Here is a 19,777-nt window from a genome sequence, read left to right on the forward strand (position 1 = left end):
TCCTAGACAAAGCGGCAGCTGATGGAGCCCATGTTGCCGTAGTCGACGTGGAAGGTGTCGCCTCTGCTGGCGGGCACCGGGCGGGTAAACGAGCCGCCGAGAATGATCTGGCCAGGCTCAAGCTGCACGTCGTACGGCGCAAGCTTGTTGGCCAGCCACGCCACGCCGTTGGCCGGGTGGTTCAGAACGCCTGCGGCCACGCCGGTCTCTTCGATCACGCCGTTGCGGTAGAGCAGGGCGGAGATCCAGCGCAGATCCAGCTCGTCGGGCTTAATCGGACGGCCGCCGAGGATCACGCCCGCGTTGGCGGCGTTATCGGAGATAGTGTCGAAGACCTTGCGCGGACGCTGGGTCTCCGGGTCGACGTTGTGGCAGCGGGCGTCGATCAGCTCCAGCGCGGGGATGACGTAATCCGTGGCGTTATAGACGTCGAAGATCGTGCAGTTCGGGCCGCGCAGCGGTTTTGCCAGCACGAACGCCAGCTCCACTTCAATGCGCGGGACGATAAAGCGATCGACGGGAATATCGCTGCCGTCATGGAAGAACATGTCGTCCAGCAGTGCGCCGTAGTCCGGCTCGCTGATCTGCGAGCTGGCCTGCATCGCTTTGGAGGTGAGGCCGATCTTGTGGCCCTTCAGCACGCGGCCTTCGGCGATCTTCAGGCTCACCCATTCGCGCTGGACGGCGTAGGCGTCTTCAATCGTAATCTCCGGGTAGTCCAGCGAGATCGCGCGGATCTGCTCCCGGGATTGTTCCGCCTGATGCAGACGATGGGCAATCAGGGTATGGGTATGTTTGTCGAGCATGGCGATATCCTGTTTAACGTTTGTTTTCTCCCTCTCCCTGTGGGAGAGGGACGGGGTGAGGGCATCAGGCTGCAGAGATTTCCCCTCACCCTAACCCTCTCCCACAGGGAGAGGGGACGGTTTTACTTAAACAACGCGTGCACGTTGTTTTGTTTGTAATTGAGCGTCGGATGCAGCTCGTCGAGCTCGAACGACAGCGCCAGGTAGCGGCTCGCCATCAGTTCCGCAAAGTGCGCTTTGATCAGCCCAAACAGCATCTCCCCCACGGCCTCCCGGCTCTCCAGACTGCGCCCCGCGCCAATCTTCAGCGTCATATGGACAAAGGCGTAATCATGCTTGCCGTCGGCCATCTGCCAGGTGTCCAGCCAGTGGGCGCGGCTGCGGATACCGCCGAGCGGGAAGATGCCCGTGGCGGCGAGCGCCTCGTTCACTTTGGCGAACAGCCCCGGCAGGTCGGCCTGCTGGCGGATGTTGTCGGTACATTCAGCAATAAAATGCGGCATGGTGGCTCCTTATGCGGGCAGGGGGAAAACGGCGTTGACCTGGCCGGTGCCGGAGCTGGCGAACAGCTCGGTGAGAAACTCCACCTTGCCATCGTATTTGTCCCAGCCGAGCATGCCCAGCAACATCACCGTGTCGTGCATGTTGCCCTCGCCGTAGCAGTAGTCGGCGTACTCCGGCAGCATGCTGCAAAACTCCTTAAACTGACCCTCGCGCCACAGCTTCACCACGCGCTCGTCCATCTGGCGGTCGAACTCGCGGGTATAGCTGTTCATCCCTTCTTCCGCGCGCTGGTCGTCGATAAAGCGGTGCGACAGCGAGCCGCTGGCGAGCACCGCCACGGTGCCGTCGTATTTTTCGATGGCGCTGACGATGGCTTCGCCCAGCCTGCGGCTGTCGGCGAAGTCGTGAACCGTGCAGAACGCCGAGATGGATATCACTTTGAAGTGCTTATCCGCGTTCATGTAGCGCATCGGCACCAGCGTGCCGTACTCCAGCTTGAGGCTCGGGATGTTGTGCGCTTTGGCACGCACGCCGAGCTTCACCGCTTCGTCGGCGATAAGCTGGCCGAGTGCCGGGTTGCCGTCGTAGTCGTAGGTCATGTCGCGGATAAAATGCGGCAGCTCGTTACTGGTGTAGACGCCTGAAAAATGGTCCGCACAGTTGATGTGGTAGGCGCTATTCACCAGCCAGTGGGTATCGAACACGATGATGGTGTCCACGCCCAGCTCCCGGCAGCGCTTGCTGATCTCTTTGTGTCCGTCGATGGCCGACTGGCGGCAGCCGTGGTTTTTGCCCGGCAGCTCGGAAAGGTACATCGACGGCACGTGGGTGATTTTCGCTGCTAACGCTAATTTACCCATTTTCAGATCCCCCACTTTGGAATCGGATGGTCGCCCATGGAGATGCAGACGTTCTTCATCTCCGCGAACACCTCGAAGCTGTACTCGCCACCCTCGCGGCCGGTGCCGGAGGCCTTCACGCCGCCAAACGGCTGGCGCAGGTCGCGCACGTTCTGGGTGTTGACGAACACCATGCCCGCTTCGATATTGCGCGCCAGGCGCAGCACCTTGCTGACGTCCTGGGTCCAGATGTACGACGCCAGGCCGTACTCCACGTCGTTGGCCAGGCGCAGCCCTTCCGCTTCGTCCTTGAACGGCAGCAGGCAGGCCACTGGCCCGAAGATCTCCTCCTGCGCCACGCGCATGCGGTTATCAACGTCCGCCAGCACGGTCGGGCGCAGGAAGTTGCCGCCTTTCAGGTGTGCAGGCAGGTCGGTCGGTTTGTCCGGGCCGCCCGCCAGCAGGGTTGCGCCTTCCTCGATACCGAGGCGGATATAGCCGGAGACTTTTTCCCAGTGCTGCTGGCTGATGAGCGCGCCAATCTGGGTGGTCGGATCGGTCGGGTCGCCCACGCGCAGGCGGTTGGCGCGCTCGGCAAAGCGCTTGACGAATTCCGGGTAGATGCTCTGCTGGATAAAGATGCGCGAGCCCGCGGTGCAGCGCTCACCGTTGATGGAGAAGATGGTGAACAGGGCGGCGTCCAGCGCGCGCTCGATGTCGGCATCCTCAAAAATCAGTACCGGGGATTTGCCGCCCAGCTCCATGGAGTATTTCTTCAGCCCGGCATTTTTCATGATGTTGCGCCCGGTGGCGGTGCCGCCGGTGAAGGAGACCGCGCGCACGTCGTGATGACGCACCAGCGCGTCGCCTGCCGTCGCGCCGTAGCCCTGCACCACGTTCAGCACGCCCGCCGGAATACCCGCTTCGAGGGCCAGCTCGCCCAGACGATCGGCGGTCATCGGGGAGAGTTCGGACATCTTCAGCACGGCGGTATTACCTAAGGCCAGACAGGGCGCGACCTTCCAGGTGGCGGTCATAAACGGCACGTTCCACGGCGACACCAGCGCGCAGACGCCCACCGGCTGCACCAGGGTGTAGTTGAGCATCTTGTCGTCAACCGGGTAGGTCTTGCCGTTCATTTGCTGGCACACCTCGGCGAAAAATTCGAAGTTGTGCGAGGCGCGCGGGATCAGCACGTTTTTGGTCTGGTGGATCGGCAGCCCGGTATCGGCGGTTTCCATGGCGGCAATCTCGGGCACGTTCTGGTCGATCAGATCGCCCAGACGACGCATCAGGCGCGCGCGCTCCTTCATCGGCAGGTTGGCCCACTTCGGGAACGCCTCTTTGGCGGCGGCAACGGCCTGATGGATTTCGGCCTGGCCGCCGGCGGCAACTTCTGCCAGGAGCTCGCCGGAGGCCGGGTTAGTAGTGTGGAAGTAGTCGCTGCCCGCGACGTTTTTACCGTTGATCCAATGGTTTATCTTTTTCATTTTGCCGTCTCCTCACTCACAATTCGGTTCACCAGGCGTCCAACGCCTTCCACTTCCACCACCACCTCATCGCCCGGCACCACGTCGGAGAGCCCCTTCGGCGTGCCGGTGGCAATCATGTCGCCCGGCTGCAGGGTCATAAAGTCGCTCAGGTACGCAATCAGGTACGGGATGCTGAAGATCAGATCCGCCGTGGTGCCTTCCTGACGCAGCTCGCCGTTAACGAAGGTGCGCAGGGCGAGGTTGTGCGGGTCGGGAATGGCTGCTTTTGGCACGATGTTTGGGGAAATGGGGGTCAGCCCGTCGCGGCTTTTCACCCGCAGGTTCGGGCGGTAGTAGTTTTCCAGGTAGTCGCGGATGGCGTAGTCGTTGCAGACCGTGTAGCCCGCAACATAGTCCATCGCATCGGCTTCACTGACCTTACGCGCGGTTTTACCGATGACCACCACCAGCTCCGCTTCGTAATGCATGTATTCGATATTGTTCGGACGCACCGACGTCTGGTTGTCACCGTTGAAGGTGTTTGGCGCTTTGATAAAGACCAGCGGCTCGGTGGGCGGCTTGAAGTCCAGCTCGCTGGCGTGGTCGGCATAGTTCAGACCGAGGGCAAACAGCGTGGCGTGCGGCGGCCTGCTGTGCGCAATAGTGACGTTGCGCTCATCCACCACCGGGTTTTCCAGCGGTGGAAAGCCTTCCGCCAGAATACGCACGCGATCGCCCGGGCGGATCTCAACGCGGCTGTGAGGGGTACCGAGCAGGATAGCATCGCCGGGATTGAGGGTGGCGAACTCGCTCAGGGCGCTCAGCAGTTCGGCAGCGTTACGCTGAAGATCGGCGGTGTTCCAGTGGTCCGCTTCGCGGCCGTTGATCTTGGTGATGATGGTCAGGTTATCTACGTTATCAAGGGCGACAAGTTCGCCGAGCGGGCAGAATCCGTCACGACATTTGGCCTTGATGGCCGGGCGATAGAAGCTCTCTTCCGGCAGGCTCACCTCGTTGGCCAGCGCATACCCCGCGATGTGCTCCGCAGCGTCCTCCACGCGTACCTTGCTGGCGGTTTTACCGATCACCAGCGCCACCGTCGCGCCGCTGAGCACCTTTTCCCCCTGCGGGAACGGAATGGGTTCGCCCGCACGAATCACGGTGTTATGGGGTTTGATAAACCACACCGCCGTTTTCGGCGGCGTGTTGTAGGGGGCTTTTTCAAACGCCTCACGCCAGGCTTCACGCTGGCTTTGATGGTTGAGGGCGACGGCAAAAACGGTACCTTTCATTCACATACTCCTCAGGCCGGATGTCCTGTTTGGATTTCATTAATATGTTAATGATCTGGTTTTATGCTTTTGCTGTTCATTTCGCAATCAGAAGTGAAAAATTTGTGATATGAATAACAATAAATTTACATATTATTTTTTATGTATATTAAAATCAGTGTGTTAATAAAATTGATGGGTTTCTGTTAGACTTTTTGATGGAAAACGTGTTGTTTATAAAAACATCTTTTAGTGATTGTTTACTTGTTAATGATGTGAAGGGAAGAGGCTATGCATGATTCATTAACCATCGCGCTGCTGCAGGCGCGGGAAGCGGCGATGTCCTACTTCCGCCCGATCGTGAAGCGCCATAATCTGACCGAGCAGCAGTGGCGCATTGTGCGCGTGCTGGCTGAACATCCGTCGATGGATTTTCACGATCTGGCGTTTCGCACCTGCATTTTGCGCCCGAGCCTGACCGGTATTCTGACGCGCATGGAGCGTGACGGCCTGGTGCTGCGCCTAAAGCCGGTGAACGACCAGCGCAAGCTGTACGTGTCGCTGACCAAAGAGGGGAATGCGCTGTATGAACACGCTCAGGCGCAGGTCGAAGAGGCGTATCAGCAGATTGAGGCGGAATATACGCCGGAGAAGATGAAACAGCTGACGGCGCTGCTGGAAGAGTTTATTGAACTCGGAAACCGGCATAACGCAGCGCGGGAAGAAGAGTAAAAACCCCAAATTCCAGGATGATTTTCGTAAAGTTTTCCCTTTCCAGGCCGAAAATTCTGTATCTGCCTGAGGAAAGAGAAAACATGTTAAACCGTATCAAGATTGTCACCAGCTTAATGCTGGTTTTAGCGATATTTGGCCTTTTACAACTCACGTCCGGTGGTCTTTTCTTTAATGCTCTGAAGAATGACAAAGAGAATTTCACCGTCCTGCAAACCATTCGCCAGCAACAGTCCACGCTGAACGCCAGCTGGGTAGCGTTGCTGCAAACCCGTAATACCCTGAACCGCGCGGGTATCCGCTACATGATGGATCAGAGCAATATCGGCAGCGGCGCGACCGTTAACGATTTGATGCAAATCGCGTCTACGTCTCTGAAACAGGCGGAAAAAAACTGGGCTGCCTACGAAGCCCTGCCGCGCGATCCGCGTCAAAGCGATGCGGATGCCATGGAGATCAAGCGTAACTATGATATTTACCACGGTGCGCTGGCGGAGCTGATCCAGCTGCTGGGCGCGGGCAAAATCAACGCCTTCTTCGACCAGCCGACCCAGAGCTATCAGGACGGTTTTGAGAAGCAGTACGTGAGCTACCTGCAGCAGAACGACAAGCTGTACCAGATGGCGGTCGAAGACAGCAACAGCTCCTTCAGCCAGGCTATCTGGGTGCTGATTAGCGTCCTGATTGCCGTGCTGGTGGTGATCGTGGCCGTCTGGCTCAACATCAAGCAGACGCTGATCTCCCCGCTGAATCGTCTGATCGACAACATTCGCCATATCGCCAGCGGCGACCTGGTGAAGCGTATTGAGGTTCAGGGCACCAACGAAATGGGTGAACTGGCCGACTCGCTGCGTCATATGCAGGGTGAGCTGGTGCGTACCGTCGGCGACGTGCGTAACGGCGCGAACGCGATCTACAGCGGCGCGAGCGAAATTGCGATGGGCAATAACGACCTCTCCTCCCGTACTGAACAGCAGGCCGCTTCCCTGGAAGAGACCGCTGCCAGCATGGAGCAGCTGACGGCGACCGTTAAGCAGAACGCCGAGAACGCCCGTCAGGCGAGCCATCTTGCCCTGAGCGCCTCTGAAACCGCGCAGAAAGGCGGCAAAGTGGTGGATAACGTGGTGCAGACCATGCGCGATATCGCGGGCAGTTCGCAGAAAATTGCCGACATTATCAGCGTGATCGACGGCATTGCTTTCCAGACCAACATCCTGGCACTGAACGCGGCGGTAGAAGCGGCGCGTGCGGGCGAGCAGGGCCGTGGCTTTGCGGTGGTGGCCGGTGAAGTGCGTAACCTGGCCCAGCGCAGTGCCCAGGCGGCTCGTGAAATCAAGAGCCTGATTGAAGACTCCGTGGGTCGCGTAGAAGTGGGTTCAACGCTGGTAGAAAGCGCCGGTGAAACCATGGGTGAGATCGTGAACGCGGTAACCCGCGTAACGGACATCATGGGTGAAATCGCCTCTGCGTCTGACGAGCAGAGCCGCGGTATCGACCAGGTGGGTCTGGCGGTAGCTGAGATGGATCGCGTGACCCAGCAGAACGCCTCGCTGGTTGAGGAATCTGCCGCAGCGGCTGCCGCACTGGAAGAGCAGGCGAGCCGTCTGACGCAGGCCGTGGCGGTGTTCCGCATTCAGCAGGAGCAGATGAAAGCGCGCGAGTTCGCTGCGGCTAAAGCGGTTTCCACGCCGGTGATGGCGCGTAAAACCGCGACGGTCGATTCAGGCGATAACTGGGAAACGTTCTAACTCTGCGCGTTGCGCCGGGTGGCGGCTGCGCCTTACCCGGCCTACGGTTCAGGGTTTTGTAGGCCCGGTAAGCGCAGCGCCACCGGGCGATATTACAGAGGCAGGCGCATGGCGCAGCGCGTTTCATACGCGAAACCGTGCGCTGTCTCTTCTTCCCTTTTCTGACGCAGTTCAGGCGTCAGCGTCGTCATTTTTTCAAACCCCAGCCGTGCATAGAACGGCGCGTTCCACGGTACGTCCCGGAACGTCGTCAACGTCAGCGACGCCAGCCCCAGCGTGCGGGCATGGTCAGCCGCACAGGCGATAAGCTGCCGGCCAATCCCTTTTCCCTGCCAGTTCAGATCGACCGAAAGCTCCACGATAAACAGCGACGAAGAGTGCGCTTCGGTGAGGATAAACCCCACGGGGCGGTCGTTCACCCGCGCCAGCCAGCTTAGCCCACGTTCAACATACTCAAGGTGCTGCTCAGCGGAAATGACCTCGCCATCGGCAAGCCAGGCGAGCTCCGGGTCTTCACGAAAGCGCTCGCCCGCCGCGCGTTCAATGGCGGGCAGGGCGGCAACGTCGCCGGGACGCGTGGGTCGAAGGGTGATGTTAAGGTCGACCATTAGCCTGCTCGACTCACAATTTTAATTTCGACCATGCCAATTCCGAGCTCGCGCGGTGAATGGCCAAGAATATTCCCTTCATTGGTGGACTGCGGATCCGGCGGGACGATCACCAGGGTATTGCTGCGCGAAGGATTCTCAAAATGCAGCGTATGCGTGCTCACGTCGTTCCCGAGCGTCAGCGTCTGCTCCCGATCGCCCACGCGCACCGGTACGGGCTTGTTAGCGTTAGGGCCATACGCTCTGGCGGTAATCACCAGGTCGAATTGTTCCGGCAGCGGATGGGTGTACTCAATTTTCATCTCATTGCCCAACTGCGCGTTTGACCAGCGTCCCCAGGACTCCGGCCGCGAGATGCCGCTAAACTGCTTCACTTCTTCCGGCGCGCCGGCCACGTTAAAGATAAAGCTGTCCGCTTTGTAGCGAATATCGTTGTCGCTGATTTTCAGCATGTCGATGTTGTGCTGATAGCGCGCCGTATCAATCACCGTATCTTTAAACGCGGTTTTGCCTTTCCACTGGGCTTTATCCACGTGCTGCACGGTTTGCTCCCCGCCAAGCTGACCCTGAGAGACGCACCAGTCGGTAGAGAGCGCCAGCGGCTGCGACCAGAGCTGGCCCATCTTGTAACATCTGTCGACCCAGACGAAATTATCGCGTGGCGCAAAATCGGCCAGCTGATAGCGCAGCGGCGCGGAATATTCGCTTTCCGGCAGGGGCTCAACGCGTCCCTCCGACACGCGCACCAGCAGCGGCAGACGGAAGTTGCTGCCCGAGAAGGCAATCGTGTTTTTATCCCGATCGACGGTGAAGTCCTTCATCTCTTTCGGGAAGTTCCACAGGCGGATGATGTCGGGCTTCCAGGCGAGGATTTTTTCCTTCATGTTGAGGAACACTTCCGACAGGGATTGCCCCGACAGCGTGCTGCGGCCCAGGCCAATAAAGTTGTCGCCGCCCAGGATGTCCAGCACGGTGGCGCCGTTATCCATGGAGTTGCGTTTGGTGGCAATCTCCTCCTGCTGCGGCTGGTCGCCGCGCAGGACGAAGAACAGATTGCTGCGATCCTGCTTGTTGAGCTGATCCCAGGCACTGTTTTTCATCGCCAGATGGTCAGACGAAACGACGATGACGGTGTTTTTAAACCAGGGTGAGGCTTTGATTTTTTCGACCAGCGCGGCAATGTGCTCCTGACTGCAGGTGACGGCGCTGAAAGACTTGTTGTTTTTGCCATCAACGTTATAGCTTTTGCGTTTACAGCTGCGCGAGACGAACCCGTCAGGATGGTGAGTGTCCACCGTCAGCGCAAAGAGAGAGAAACGCTTGCCCGCGCGGGACAGCTCCTCGAATTTCTTCCAGGTTTCGTCGAGTACCGTATCGTCATAGAAGCCCCAGTCGTTGCGGTAGTTTGGGTCGGCAACCGTCGTTTTTAACTCTTCTGAGCCATACAGGTGATCAAAACCGTGGGATTTCAGGAACACATCTTTTCCGGCGAAGCGCAGGTTTGCCCCCTGCACAAAATAGTTTTCGTAACCGGAGTTTTTCAGGATATCGCCGAGGCAAATATTCTGCGGGAAGAAGGTCGACATGGAGGCTGAGGCGTTACCTTCAAAAGGCGCGAACAGCGGGATACCGCACTGGGAGGCAACCATCCCGGCAATCGTGTAATCCGTACCGGGCAACTGCATGGTGTGGCTGAAATCGAGACCTTCGTTTTTCAGCGCACCCAGATCTGGCGTCAGGTCCGGGAAGGCATCGTTATCAAAGTACGTGCGCTCCAGACTTTCTCCGTAGATATAGACCAGATTGAGCCTCGGGTTGGCGATCGTTTTCGACGGCTCTTTGTAGTAAGCCGTGAAATCCGGATCGCCGTCGCGCGACTGGGATTTCACCAGTTCGGTGATCTGATGGAACGCCGGGCTGGCGTCGACGGAGGCCAGCGCCAGGAATAACGCCAGCAGGCTGTAGCCATGATGGTGTGGATGATGGCGACGTCGACGCAGCACCCAGGCCAGCGCGCCAAAAATGGTGACCAGCGCGACGACAAGGCCGAGCCCCGGAAGAATGTACTTGCTGACCCCCGCGCCCGTCAGGCTGTTTGTCAGCGTGTAGAGCACCGCATCGTTAATGCCGTCACCGGTAAAGTAATCGCTGGCGTATAAGGTAATGTTTAAAATAATAAAAATGCCGAGCACAACCAGCGTGGCGATAAACCACCAGGTGTGACGGCCGGCTTTGCAGGCGTAAACGCCGACAGAAGCCAGAAAAAGGATAAGAGACATGAATTCAGACAACAGCATATCCTCGTGACGCCAGATGCTTCGCTGGCTAACTGTTTATTTTTTGGGTCATACAATGTAATTGCGATGTCGTTAAGCTGCAATTTTAGTGTCACGAAAGTGTGCTGTTGTTAGGATTTGGTTTAGAAAATCGTTTTTATGAAGGTGTGCACATCCTGACAAACGGACGCTGAGACGGTGGCAGGTGGGAAAAACGCTCATTTAGCGCCGCGCTGCAAGACTATCGCATTAAACGCGGCGTGTTGTGGCAGAAAATGGGATGGATCAGGAGATGAAATTAACGCCTTGTTTCAGCACCAGATCGCAGGCTTTGGTTTTCACCTGTTTGGCCAGAGAGGAGTTGCCGAGGGTGCTCAGGTTAAGCTGCTGACCGTTCTGCGCGTTAAGCAGGCCCTGAATGCCGTCCATATAGTTGGTGTCCGCTTTTTGCTCCTGGGTATCCAGACCCAGTTTACCCAGCACCTGATTTTTCACGTTTTGCGCGTCGGTCACGGAGGCCAGTTTTTGCTTCGCGCAATATTCCAGAATCCCCGCCGCGTTGTTCATCGTGCCCGCGCTTAGGCTCTGACCGCTGTTGCCCAGCAGGCTGGTGAGGGAAGAGGCGGAGAGTCCGCCCTGCGTGCTGCTGCTCTCTTTGGTCAGCTCGTTTGCTGCGCTTGACAGGGACTCCTGCCAGGACGCCGCCTGCGCTGCACCGGTTACCAGCAGCGCGCCTAAAAAGGTGCTGATTAGAATCTGTTTTTTCATCATGGCTCTCTCAAAAAGGTCCGTTTTGGGCCGAAGGGGTTCCAGTATATACCTGCGACCTGTCGGCGATTCCTGGAACTGTCTTAATACTCTTTGCCGGTGACGCGGCTGCGGTAACTTTCCCAGTCGAAGATGACATACAGGCTGTTACCCAGCTTCATGCGGTCCATGACGCGTTCCCCCAGCAGGCGGGTCATTTCGTCAATATTGTGGTTCGTCAGCATGCCGGTGGGGCGCTTGGACGAGGAGCGGCGATCGACAATCTGGTTTATGATCACTTTTTCATAGCGCGATTCCGTCTGAACGCCAATCTCGTCGATGACCAGCAGGTCGACATTACTCAGATCGTTAAGCAGCTGTTCTTCGCTGGTTTCGCGGTTGCTGAAGGTGTCTTTCATCGCAGACATGATATCGGCCACGGTGATGATAAGAACCGATTTACCGCGCAGAAGCAGCTCGTTGCAGATGGCGGCAGCAAGGTGGTTTTTTCCGGTGCCCGGCTTGCCGCTAAAGATGAAGCTGGCGATATTGCCGTCGAATTCATCCACGTACTGCCGTGCGGCGGCCAGCGCGTTCATCTGCCCGGTGGTCTCGATTTTATAGTTATCGAACGAGCAGTTCTGGTGCAGGGGACGGATACCGGAACGGTTAAAGGTGCGCTGCATTTTCATCGCCCGGTTTTCGCGGGCGAGCGCGGCGGCGCGGATCTTACCTTGCTCTTTTTGCCACGCCAGCAGCTCTTCACCGGTGGTGAAAGCAGGCTTCACGTTGGCAGGCATCATTTTTTGCAGACGTTTCATCAGGTCGCCGACGTTCTTCATTTCGCACCTCGGAATCCGCTGGGGATCTGTTTATCCGGTTCTGAAAACGCATTGATATCACGTTTTGGCTGGCCATTGTTGCCGGCGCGGGTAATCTGGAGATGACGCGCGAGCTTTTGCTGCCACTGAATATGGGTGAACACTTTCCCTTCCGCCTGCCACCAGGCGGTAAACGCGGCAAGCTCTTCCGCGGTGGCGGGTTGGGTTAACGCAATGCCCCACAGCGCGGCCTGCCGCTGAAAATCCGCATCCGGCTGCCAGCCCGCATAGAGGGCAAATTTACCCATCGGAACGGTCACGGGAACGTTAACCGGTTCATCAAAGAACTGGTTATCCAGCGTGACATCGCTTGCCGGGCGTGACAATTGCGCTTCGATCTCCAGAAGCTGTGCCAGACGTTCCGGTGTGATTGCGTAAAACGCCGGCGCGTTGTCGGCAAAAACCGCAACCGTGCCCCCTTCGGCGTGGGTCAACACACCGCGAGGGTCGCGCATAAAGGCATCAATACCAGCAATGCTGGTGGTCAGAATTCTGGAGGACATAACGCTTACTCTACTGATGACTACGGGCGTGATATGGACTTATGGTAGCACAGAGAGGGGAAAGGAAAGGAGGGGTAAAGTGCGGGCTGATGCCCTCACCCTGACCCCCTCCCACAGGGAGAGGGAACAGAAGGGATTACGCGATGATGTTCAGCGTCACGTCAATGTTGCCGCGGGTCGCGTTAGAGTACGGGCAAACAATGTGCGCCGCATCGACCAGCTTTTTGGCTTCCGCAGGATCCATACCTTCAACGTGGATGTTCAGTTTTGCTTCAATACCAAAACCGGTTGGCAGTGGGCCAATGCCGACTTCGCCTTCAATAAAGGCCTCTTTTGGCAGGGTGAATTTGTCGCGCGATGCCACAAACTTCATCGCGCCCAGGAAGCAGGCAGAGTAGCCGGCAGCAAACAGCTGCTCAGGGTTGGTCACGTCTCCCCCCATGCCGCCCATCTCTTTTGGCACGCCCAGTTTTACGTCCAGTACGCCGTCGGAAGAGGTGGCACGACCGTCACGGCCACCGGTGGCTTTGGCTTTGGCGGTATAAACAACTTTTTCTAAAGACATGGCAGGTTCCTCATCTTGTTTTAATGTGCGCTATTAAATAGCGCGCGATATATATGGATAAATAATAACGCGTAAAGTATAGCGTTACGCGCGGTGTAGCTGTTGTCGCAAAAGTTCGAGCTGCTGTTTGAGCGCCAGCAGGGTGTCGGTATCACACTGCGCTGCGCACCCCACCGCATGGGGGATACCCAATGCCTGCTGCTGCAGTTCACGTCCCGCTTCACTCAGGGTGACGGCGACCTGGCGTTCATCTTTGCGTGAACGGTGGCGGTTGATGAGCCCGGCGCTTTCCAGACGCTTCAACAGCGGCGTCAGGGTTGCAGAGTCCAGAAACAGCCGTTCACCGATGTCCGACACCGTCATATCATCCTGCTCCCACAGCACCAGCATCACCAGATATTGCGGGTAGGTCAGGTTCAGCGGTGCCAGCAGCTGCCGGTACAGCTTGTTAAGCGCCAGGTTTGCCGAATAGAGGGCAAAGCAGAGCTGGTTGTCCAGCTTGAGCGCAGCGGTTGCAACGTTCGTTTTCGCGTTCATGAGATGAATATAGGTAGTGTGCGATTTAATTGCAAGCAATTTTATGGGCAAGTATAGCGGAGCGCCACCTGAACGGCCATTTTGCGGTAGTGCTGGCGCTGAGCCTGCTCGTCTGCGCCTTCTTCAAACAACAGCGTAAAGGTGTAGCTGTTGGCAACGTAGTGAAAGCTGAAGCTGCTTATCAGACGATGAAGATCGCGGGCGTCTACCGTCTCACTGAAGAGCTGTTTTTCTTTGCCCCGGCGCAGGATCTCCTCCAGCAGGTCGAGCGCGCTGCGGTTGACCTGGCGGAGATAGCTCGACTGCTGCATAAAGCGGCCGCGCTGCATGTTTTCCATGCAGATAATCCGGATGTAGTCAGGGTGGTCGGCATGATAGTCAAAGGTGGCTTCAACCAGATTGACCAGCGCTTCGACCGGGGGCATTCCCGTCAGGCTTAGCGCTTTTTCACTGGCGCGAATCTGGGTGTAAACATGTTCCAGAACCAGGAGATAGAGGTTCTCTTTATTCTTGAAATGGTAAACCACCATGCGTTTGGTGGTGCCCGCTTTCTCTGCGATCTGCTCCATTCGTGCACCGTTCAATCCATACTCGGCAAAAAGCGCGATGGCGCTCTGAAAGATTTTCTCTTTCAGGCTGGATTCTTCACTGTGCTCGGGGTGTTCGCTGCCAGGGTTAGCCACATCCTTTCCTTATTTTCACCAAACGGACCAGAAGAATTATCTCCACGGCAGCGAAATAATACAAATATCAAACGCGTGGGCGTTTACGGTACAGCCACAGTCCGGGGATCGACAGCCCGATAGAGAGCGCGCCGACGATGGATGACGCCTTAAGAAAGTTGCTCAGGAGGAGGATCATCTGAGGCTCGGTATAACCGAAATGGCTGATTTTCACTGCGGAAATCATCGCCGTATACGCAGATATGCCTGGGAACATCGGGATAACGGCGGCAACGGTGAACACTTTGGGATGCGCCAGATACCAGCGCGACCACTGGATGCCGATACTGCCGACCAGCATGGAAGCGATGAATGTTGACCATTCGATATTAAAACCCGCGGTCATCATCACCATTCGCGAGCCATGGCCAATCGCACCCAGCAGCGCGCACCACGGCAGCGCGCGTTGCGGTACGTTAAATACCATCGCGAAGCCGACGGCAGGGATGGCGGCCAGAAGCATGTCCTGTGCCAGCGCCAGCAGAAAATCTATCACGCCCATCCGCGTAACCCCCAGAGAGTCATGGCCATGACCACGCCGATGCAGGTCGCCAGCGTCAGCAGGCTGGCGATAGCCCAGCGTGCCAGACCGGTATTGATATGCCCTTTAAACATGTCGGCGACGGCGTTGATCAGCGGAAAGCCCGGGACCAGCAGAAGCACGCTGGCGGCCATGGCAACGGTTGGGGTGTTGGCAAACTGCGGCAGGCGCAGAAGCAGGCCGGAAACCGTGGTGGCGACAAACGCGGTAATGCAGAAGTTAATTTGCGGGTGCAGCTGCCGGTGCGTGAGCAACTGGCGAACATACATGGCGATACTGCTGGCAAAAAAGGTGACGATCGCGCCGTCCCAGCCGCCTTTATTGAGCTTACAAAAGCAGGCGCAAGAGAGCCCTACCATTAACACGACGAGCCAGCGCGGATAACGTAATGGCTTGATCTGGTTGAACCGTTTTTCAATTTCATGGAGATCGAGAAGCTTGTGTTCAGCAAGGATGACGATGTGCTGCACTTCGGTCACGACGTGCATGTTAATACCGCGGTCATGGTTTTTGCGGGTGGAGGTCAGGCACTGACCGTCTTTGATCGTGGTCAGCACAATGGCGTTGGATGAGATCGCGCTTTCAACGCTATCCATACCCAGCGCCACCCCCAGCCGGGTTGAAAGCTCCTCAACCAGCGCGCTTTCCGCGCCGTGCTGGAGCAGAAAAAGACCGCACTTTATACATAGCCGCGTGATAGCACGCTGCGTTGACCGATCTGCCTGCATGTATTGTCCTGAAAAAGATGGATAGGTTGCCGGTTAGCCCGTAGTGAGTACTTTTAGCACAAAGTGCAGTCCCTCTTGCTGTGGGCCAGATCAAGGTTTATGCAAACAGTTTCAGCCCGTATCACGAAAGGGGAGTTGGATTAAATTATCAATGCGGTGAATTATAAATATAAAAATATAGAATATTTGTATTTAGTTATTCTAATTTTATATTGTCGTTATTTTAATGGCTCCGCAATTAAATTTATTTGCGCTTTATGAGATATTACCGTTGTTTTAGGCATTTCTTATACTAAGAACATATCTCATCTTCTGCTTGTATTAATCAGTTTTACACTCAGGGACGAAAATACTCATACATTGGTGCGTTTTAACGTTACTCATCAAATGAAGAATGGACACGGAGGGTCTATGTTGTCATTGCATGGTAAGTATGGCGTTGTCATTAGCCGGATGCCCGTGATGCAAAACGGGTTAGGGGGCGTGATGGCACGCCATTTCCCGGATTTTGAATTGACCTATTGTCGCTCATTGCAGGAGTTAACACTGCTCCAGCTTCGCCGCGCAGATGTCATTATTGCCGATATTTCAGGTGAATACAGAAATCCTCGGGGAACCCTCGAAGAGTATTACGGTTTATTGAACCAATACCGGGACATTCACTGGATCTTTTTAGTCTCGCGGCCGCTTTACCCTATTGCGGTTGAGTTGCTTATGCGCCCGGAAAGCACGTTGCTGTCTGATATGGAGCCCATTGAAGGCGTGGTTAACGCGATTCGGGCAGGTAGCGAGCGGGCAGAGCGGATAAGCCAGACGTTATTAACCCCGGAGCCTCAAAGTACGGAGGATGAAGACGAACACGTTATCGCACTCACGCACTCCGAACGCAAGGTACTGCGTCTGTTAGGTAAAGGATGGGGGATTAACCAAATCGCCACATTGCTGAAGAAGAGCAATAAAACCATCAGTGCGCAGAAAAACAGTGCGATGCGGCGGCTATCTTTACGTAGTAATGCCGATATGTACGCCTGGATCAACAGTACGCAGGGAATGAGAGAGCTGAATTTGATGTCAGCCTATGGAGAGTTTGAGGAATGGAAAAAACCGATTCAACACGACATATCGCCATCGTCGAAAATTGCACGATGAGTGCTGTTGGGCTACAGCATTTTTTTGCGATGCCCGGCCTGAATCACTATCAGCTGCATCTGTTTAGCGAATTTGACAGCTTCAAGAAAGCACTTCAGCACGTCAATTTTTTCTCGCTAATCTATTCACTTTCCGATGCACGAGAGGAGCGCCGTAACTGTCTGGCGCACCTGCGGGAGCTCGCGTTTACGCATGGTCATATCCAGCGCATTATCCTGGTCGCTGATGAGACGGAAGCACGGTTAGTTAGCCATCTTTCACCGTCACGCCTTCACGGTGTGGTCAGTAAATCGCTGACGCTTGAGCACCTGCAGCAGGAACTTATGGTGTTGTTGAGTGAAACGCTGCGCATCAATGACAATATGATGAATCACTGGTACCGGAGTCAAAACAGAATGTTAAGCCCAACGGAACGGGCAATACTGCGTTATATGTCTTGCGGCTATTCTATTCCTCAAATTGCGGCACAGCTTGAACGCAATATTAAGACCATCCGGGCGCATAAGTTTAATGCGATGGTGAAGCTGGGGGTGAGCTCTGACGTCGGGTTGCTCGATGCGGCGGATATTATTACTCACCTTCCGGCAAGAGAACCGCGAAGTTCGGCACTCAGCAAGCCGACCTTTTTATAGCCAGCCCGCTGCGCGCCAGACAGGCTCTGGCGCATCAATCAGATGCAAACGTCAACCCACTTTGCGGAAGTCAGCTCTGCCATTCTGTCAGGTGAAATACGCACGGCACTATGAATTGCGCCTGCGGCGGGCAGGACTTCGGCGTACTGCTTTAATGAGATATCGCAGTAAACCGCGAGCGGATTTTCCAGCCCGAACGGGCACACGCCGCCAACGGGATGACCGGTGATGGTCACCACTTCATCACTGCTGAGCATGCGCGCTTTCGCACCAAACGTGTCTTTCAGCTTTTTGTTATCCAGGCGCGCATCGCCTTTCGCCACCACCAGAATCACCTCATTTTTAACCTTGAGTGACAGGGTTTTGGCGATTTGTCCCGGCTCGACACGATGGGCGGCAGCAGCCAACGCAACGGTAGCAGTACTTTGACTAAGCTCAATAACGTCTATATCCGGCGCGTTGTCGGCAAAAAACTGCTGTACAGACTGCAAACTCATTGTTTCCTCCTGACAAATATCCTGCGTAATCTGTCATAAGAAATTATGCTCTGTAAATATCTCTTAAGTAACAAATATCCCAAACGGCTGATTTCTGGATCCTCTTCACAATCACAGAAACCGGTTACAGTAACCGGTTGCAGAGCGGGAAGCGTAGATTAATACTGAGTACGTAACGTCCCCTGTATCCAATAATAAGAGCCAAATATGAAACCATTTCGTCTGAGCAGTACCGCTGGTTGGCAAGCCAGCAAGGTTGTGAAGCTGATGTATGGAACAACGTGCGGCGCGTATGTGCCCGTAACAAACGTCTGACAGGAGATCTGCCATGTCTGCCAACCATGCTGCGTTTAACCTGATATTCCGTTTCGTCGAAAATTACGTCAGCCCGATAGCCGGGCGGATCTCGTCCCAGCGTCATGTTATGGCTATTCGTGACGGGTTCATCTCCGCGATGCCATTTATGATTGTGGGTTCGTTTTTGTTAGTGTTCGCTTACCCACCTTTTTCGCCTGATACCACCTGGGGTTTCGCCCGCGCCTGGCTGGATATGGCGAAGCAGTTTGAGGGCCAAATCCTGACGCCGTTTGATATGACAATGGGCATTATGTCCATTTATATCTGTGCGGCGATTGCCTATAACCTTGGCAAACACTACGTCAAATCTCATCAGCTGGACCCGTTTATGTGCGCCATGCTGTCGCTGATGGCGTTTCTGCTGGTCGCGGCACCCAAAACCAAAGGCACGCTCCCTGTCGACAGTCTGGGGGGAACGGGCATTTTTACCGCGATTCTGGTGGCGATTTACTGCGTTGAGATGATGCGTTTCCTCAAAGCGCATAACATCGGCATTCGCCTGCCGGACCAGGTCCCGCCGATGATCAAAAACTCTTTTGATCTGCTGATCCCGGTGCTGGTGGTGGTGGTGACCCTCTATCCTCTGAGCCTGGTGATTCAGTCTCAGTTTGGCATGCTGATCCCGCAGGCCATTATGTCGGTCTTTAAACCTCTGGTTTCCGCGGCGGATTCACTGCCTGCGATCCTGCTGGCGGTGTTGATTGGTCATTTGCTGTGGTTTGCCGGGATCCACGGCGCCGCCATCGTCTCCGGGATGTTGCAGATGTTCTGGCTGACTAACCTGGGCGCTAACCAGACCGCACTGGCCGCCAGCCAGCCTCTGCCGCATATTTTTATGGAGGCGTTCTGGACGTTCTTTATCGTGATTGGCGGATCGGGCGCGACGATGGGGCTGGTGATTTGCTATCTGCGTAGCCGTTCAGCGCATTTACGCTCTATCGGGCGTTTGAGCGTGGTGCCCAGCTTCTTTAACATCAACGAACCTGTCATTTTCGGTACACCAATCGTGATGAACCCGGTGTTCTTTATTCCGTTCCTGCTGGCACCGATGGTTAACGCCGTGCTGGCGTGGGCGGCGATGACGTTTGATTTGATTGGGCGCGTCATCTCGGTCGTTCCCTGGACGGCACCGGCGCCGATAGGGGCAGCATGGGCTCTGGGCTGGGACTTCCGCGCGGCTATTCTGGTTGTGGTTCTGGCCTGCGTATCGGCGATCATCTACTTCCCGTTCTTCAAAGTGTATGAGAAGCAACTGCTGGAGCAGGAAGCGGAAGAAGCGCAGCGTAATGCGGAAGAGGACAATCAGCAGGTGGCTTAGGTAAAAGCAAAACGGCAACGCAGGTTGCCGTTTTTAGTGTTTGTTCCCTCTCCCCGTGGGCTGAGGAATCCCCACAAAATAATGCCTGCACGGACGACCCCCTCTCCCTTGAGGGAGAGGGCTGGGGTGAGGGGGAACATACGGCTGTGGTGGTCATTCCGTTCACTTTATGTTTCTTGCTACTCTGTAAGGACATGACCGGTGAACGTGCCATGGCGGCTCAATCGCCGCCGCCCTGGCGACCCGGGCTCCCGGCGGTAAATCGCCGCTTCGCGGTACCCTCAGCTTATTCCTTCAGGCTATCGGGTCGGGCATGAGCCTGCATCCCTGCAGGCCACGCCCTC

Annotated in this window: 21 protein-coding genes; 5 read left to right on the forward strand and 16 right to left on the reverse strand. The window is 56.0% G+C overall.

Going from position 1 to position 19,777, the window contains the following annotated elements:
* Window positions 1-2 precede the first annotated feature (2 nt).
* From hpaH to hpaG, 5 genes are all read right to left on the reverse strand, one after another.
* Entirely contained in the window at window positions 3-806 is an 804-nt protein-coding gene (hpaH, locus tag AC4IC4_RS02835) for a 2-oxo-hept-4-ene-1,7-dioate hydratase (protein WP_024908290.1), read from the reverse strand.
* 122 nt (window positions 807-928) lie between these two features.
* Window positions 929-1,309: a 5-carboxymethyl-2-hydroxymuconate Delta-isomerase gene (locus tag AC4IC4_RS02840; protein ID WP_024908289.1), complete on the reverse strand. Its 381-nt coding sequence runs from the start codon at window positions 1,307-1,309 to the stop codon at window positions 929-931.
* A 9-nt stretch (window positions 1,310-1,318) separates the two neighbouring features.
* Window positions 1,319-2,170: a 3,4-dihydroxyphenylacetate 2,3-dioxygenase gene (gene hpaD / locus AC4IC4_RS02845; RefSeq protein ID WP_032649922.1), complete on the reverse strand. Its 852-nt coding sequence runs from the start codon at window positions 2,168-2,170 to the stop codon at window positions 1,319-1,321.
* A gap of 2 nt (window positions 2,171-2,172) precedes the next feature.
* Window positions 2,173-3,639 (reverse strand): 5-carboxymethyl-2-hydroxymuconate semialdehyde dehydrogenase, encoded by a 1,467-nt coding sequence (hpaE, locus tag AC4IC4_RS02850; RefSeq protein ID WP_491472123.1) that lies wholly within the window; start codon window positions 3,637-3,639, stop codon window positions 2,173-2,175.
* The gene (hpaG, locus tag AC4IC4_RS02855) at window positions 3,636-4,913 is read right to left on the reverse strand and encodes a 4-hydroxyphenylacetate degradation bifunctional isomerase/decarboxylase (RefSeq protein WP_267217464.1); all 1,278 of its coding nucleotides are present in this window, start codon (window positions 4,911-4,913) and stop codon (window positions 3,636-3,638) included. Before hpaG ends, hpaE begins: the two co-directional genes overlap by 4 nt.
* A 270-nt stretch (window positions 4,914-5,183) precedes the next feature.
* Here hpaG and hpaR point away from each other — a divergent pair, with 270 nt between their 5' ends.
* On the forward strand, window positions 5,184-5,624 hold the full coding sequence (gene hpaR, locus AC4IC4_RS02860) for a homoprotocatechuate degradation operon regulator HpaR (protein WP_023334396.1): 441 nt from the start codon (window positions 5,184-5,186) through the stop codon (window positions 5,622-5,624).
* An 83-nt stretch (window positions 5,625-5,707) separates the two neighbouring features.
* A complete protein-coding gene (gene tsr / locus AC4IC4_RS02865) occupies window positions 5,708-7,372 on the forward strand; it encodes a methyl-accepting chemotaxis protein (protein WP_024908285.1) in 1,665 nt (554 codons plus the stop codon).
* A gap of 92 nt (window positions 7,373-7,464) precedes the next feature.
* Here the strand turns inward: tsr and AC4IC4_RS02870 are convergent, their stop codons facing one another.
* From AC4IC4_RS02870 to AC4IC4_RS02915, 10 genes are all read right to left on the reverse strand, one after another.
* Window positions 7,465-7,980 carry a GNAT family N-acetyltransferase gene (locus AC4IC4_RS02870; protein WP_491472124.1) on the reverse strand — a complete coding sequence of 172 codons (516 nt, stop codon included), beginning with the start codon at window positions 7,978-7,980 and terminating at the stop codon, window positions 7,465-7,467.
* A complete protein-coding gene (opgB, locus tag AC4IC4_RS02875; protein WP_491472125.1) occupies window positions 7,980-10,271 on the reverse strand; it encodes a phosphatidylglycerol--membrane-oligosaccharide glycerophosphotransferase in 2,292 nt (763 codons plus the stop codon). Before opgB ends, AC4IC4_RS02870 begins: the two co-directional genes overlap by 1 nt.
* Before the next feature lie 270 nt (window positions 10,272-10,541).
* Window positions 10,542-11,024 (reverse strand): YjjA family protein, encoded by a 483-nt coding sequence (locus AC4IC4_RS02880; RefSeq protein WP_024908282.1) that lies wholly within the window; start codon window positions 11,022-11,024, stop codon window positions 10,542-10,544.
* A gap of 83 nt (window positions 11,025-11,107) precedes the next feature.
* Window positions 11,108-11,845: a replicative helicase loader DnaC gene (gene dnaC / locus AC4IC4_RS02885; RefSeq protein ID WP_252033062.1), complete on the reverse strand. Its 738-nt coding sequence runs from the start codon at window positions 11,843-11,845 to the stop codon at window positions 11,108-11,110.
* Complete coding sequence (gene dnaT / locus AC4IC4_RS02890; RefSeq protein ID WP_048225551.1) at window positions 11,842-12,387, reverse strand: primosomal protein DnaT; 546 nt, start codon at window positions 12,385-12,387, stop codon at window positions 11,842-11,844. The genes dnaC and dnaT overlap by 4 nt, the downstream gene beginning before the upstream one ends.
* A gap of 136 nt (window positions 12,388-12,523) precedes the next feature.
* A complete protein-coding gene (locus AC4IC4_RS02895) occupies window positions 12,524-12,952 on the reverse strand; it encodes an organic hydroperoxide resistance protein (RefSeq protein ID WP_491472126.1) in 429 nt (142 codons plus the stop codon).
* Window positions 12,953-13,036: 84 nt separating this feature from the next.
* Window positions 13,037-13,489 carry a MarR family winged helix-turn-helix transcriptional regulator gene (locus AC4IC4_RS02900; RefSeq protein ID WP_491472127.1) on the reverse strand — a complete coding sequence of 151 codons (453 nt, stop codon included), beginning with the start codon at window positions 13,487-13,489 and terminating at the stop codon, window positions 13,037-13,039.
* A 41-nt stretch (window positions 13,490-13,530) separates the two neighbouring features.
* Window positions 13,531-14,172, reverse strand: a complete 642-nt coding sequence (locus AC4IC4_RS02905; protein ID WP_008502090.1) for a TetR/AcrR family transcriptional regulator — start codon at window positions 14,170-14,172, stop codon at window positions 13,531-13,533.
* A 67-nt stretch (window positions 14,173-14,239) separates the two neighbouring features.
* Window positions 14,240-14,713 carry a threonine/serine exporter gene (locus AC4IC4_RS02910; RefSeq protein ID WP_024908279.1) on the reverse strand — a complete coding sequence of 158 codons (474 nt, stop codon included), beginning with the start codon at window positions 14,711-14,713 and terminating at the stop codon, window positions 14,240-14,242.
* Window positions 14,704-15,480 carry a threonine/serine exporter family protein gene (locus tag AC4IC4_RS02915; RefSeq protein ID WP_032649907.1) on the reverse strand — a complete coding sequence of 259 codons (777 nt, stop codon included), beginning with the start codon at window positions 15,478-15,480 and terminating at the stop codon, window positions 14,704-14,706. Before AC4IC4_RS02915 ends, AC4IC4_RS02910 begins: the two co-directional genes overlap by 10 nt.
* 411 nt (window positions 15,481-15,891) lie before the next feature.
* Here AC4IC4_RS02915 and AC4IC4_RS02920 point away from each other — a divergent pair, with 411 nt between their 5' ends.
* Together AC4IC4_RS02920 and bglJ are read left to right on the forward strand one after the other, a co-directional pair.
* Window positions 15,892-16,629 (forward strand): helix-turn-helix transcriptional regulator, encoded by a 738-nt coding sequence (locus AC4IC4_RS02920; protein WP_024908277.1) that lies wholly within the window; start codon window positions 15,892-15,894, stop codon window positions 16,627-16,629.
* A complete protein-coding gene (bglJ, locus tag AC4IC4_RS02925) occupies window positions 16,626-17,261 on the forward strand; it encodes a DNA-binding transcriptional activator BglJ (RefSeq protein ID WP_157189904.1) in 636 nt (211 codons plus the stop codon). Before AC4IC4_RS02920 ends, bglJ begins: the two co-directional genes overlap by 4 nt.
* Window positions 17,262-17,299: 38 nt before the next feature.
* Here the strand turns inward: bglJ and AC4IC4_RS02930 are convergent, their stop codons facing one another.
* Complete coding sequence (locus AC4IC4_RS02930) at window positions 17,300-17,758, reverse strand: YbaK/EbsC family protein (RefSeq protein ID WP_008502085.1); 459 nt, start codon at window positions 17,756-17,758, stop codon at window positions 17,300-17,302.
* 328 nt (window positions 17,759-18,086) lie between these two features.
* On the opposite strand from AC4IC4_RS02930, the gene AC4IC4_RS02935 reads away from it, so the two are divergent.
* On the forward strand, window positions 18,087-19,433 hold the full coding sequence (locus AC4IC4_RS02935) for a PTS sugar transporter subunit IIC (RefSeq protein ID WP_491472128.1): 1,347 nt from the start codon (window positions 18,087-18,089) through the stop codon (window positions 19,431-19,433).
* The last annotated feature ends 344 nt before the right edge of the window (window positions 19,434-19,777 follow it).

This window comes from Enterobacter sp. Taxon_2 (genome assembly GCF_058355295.1).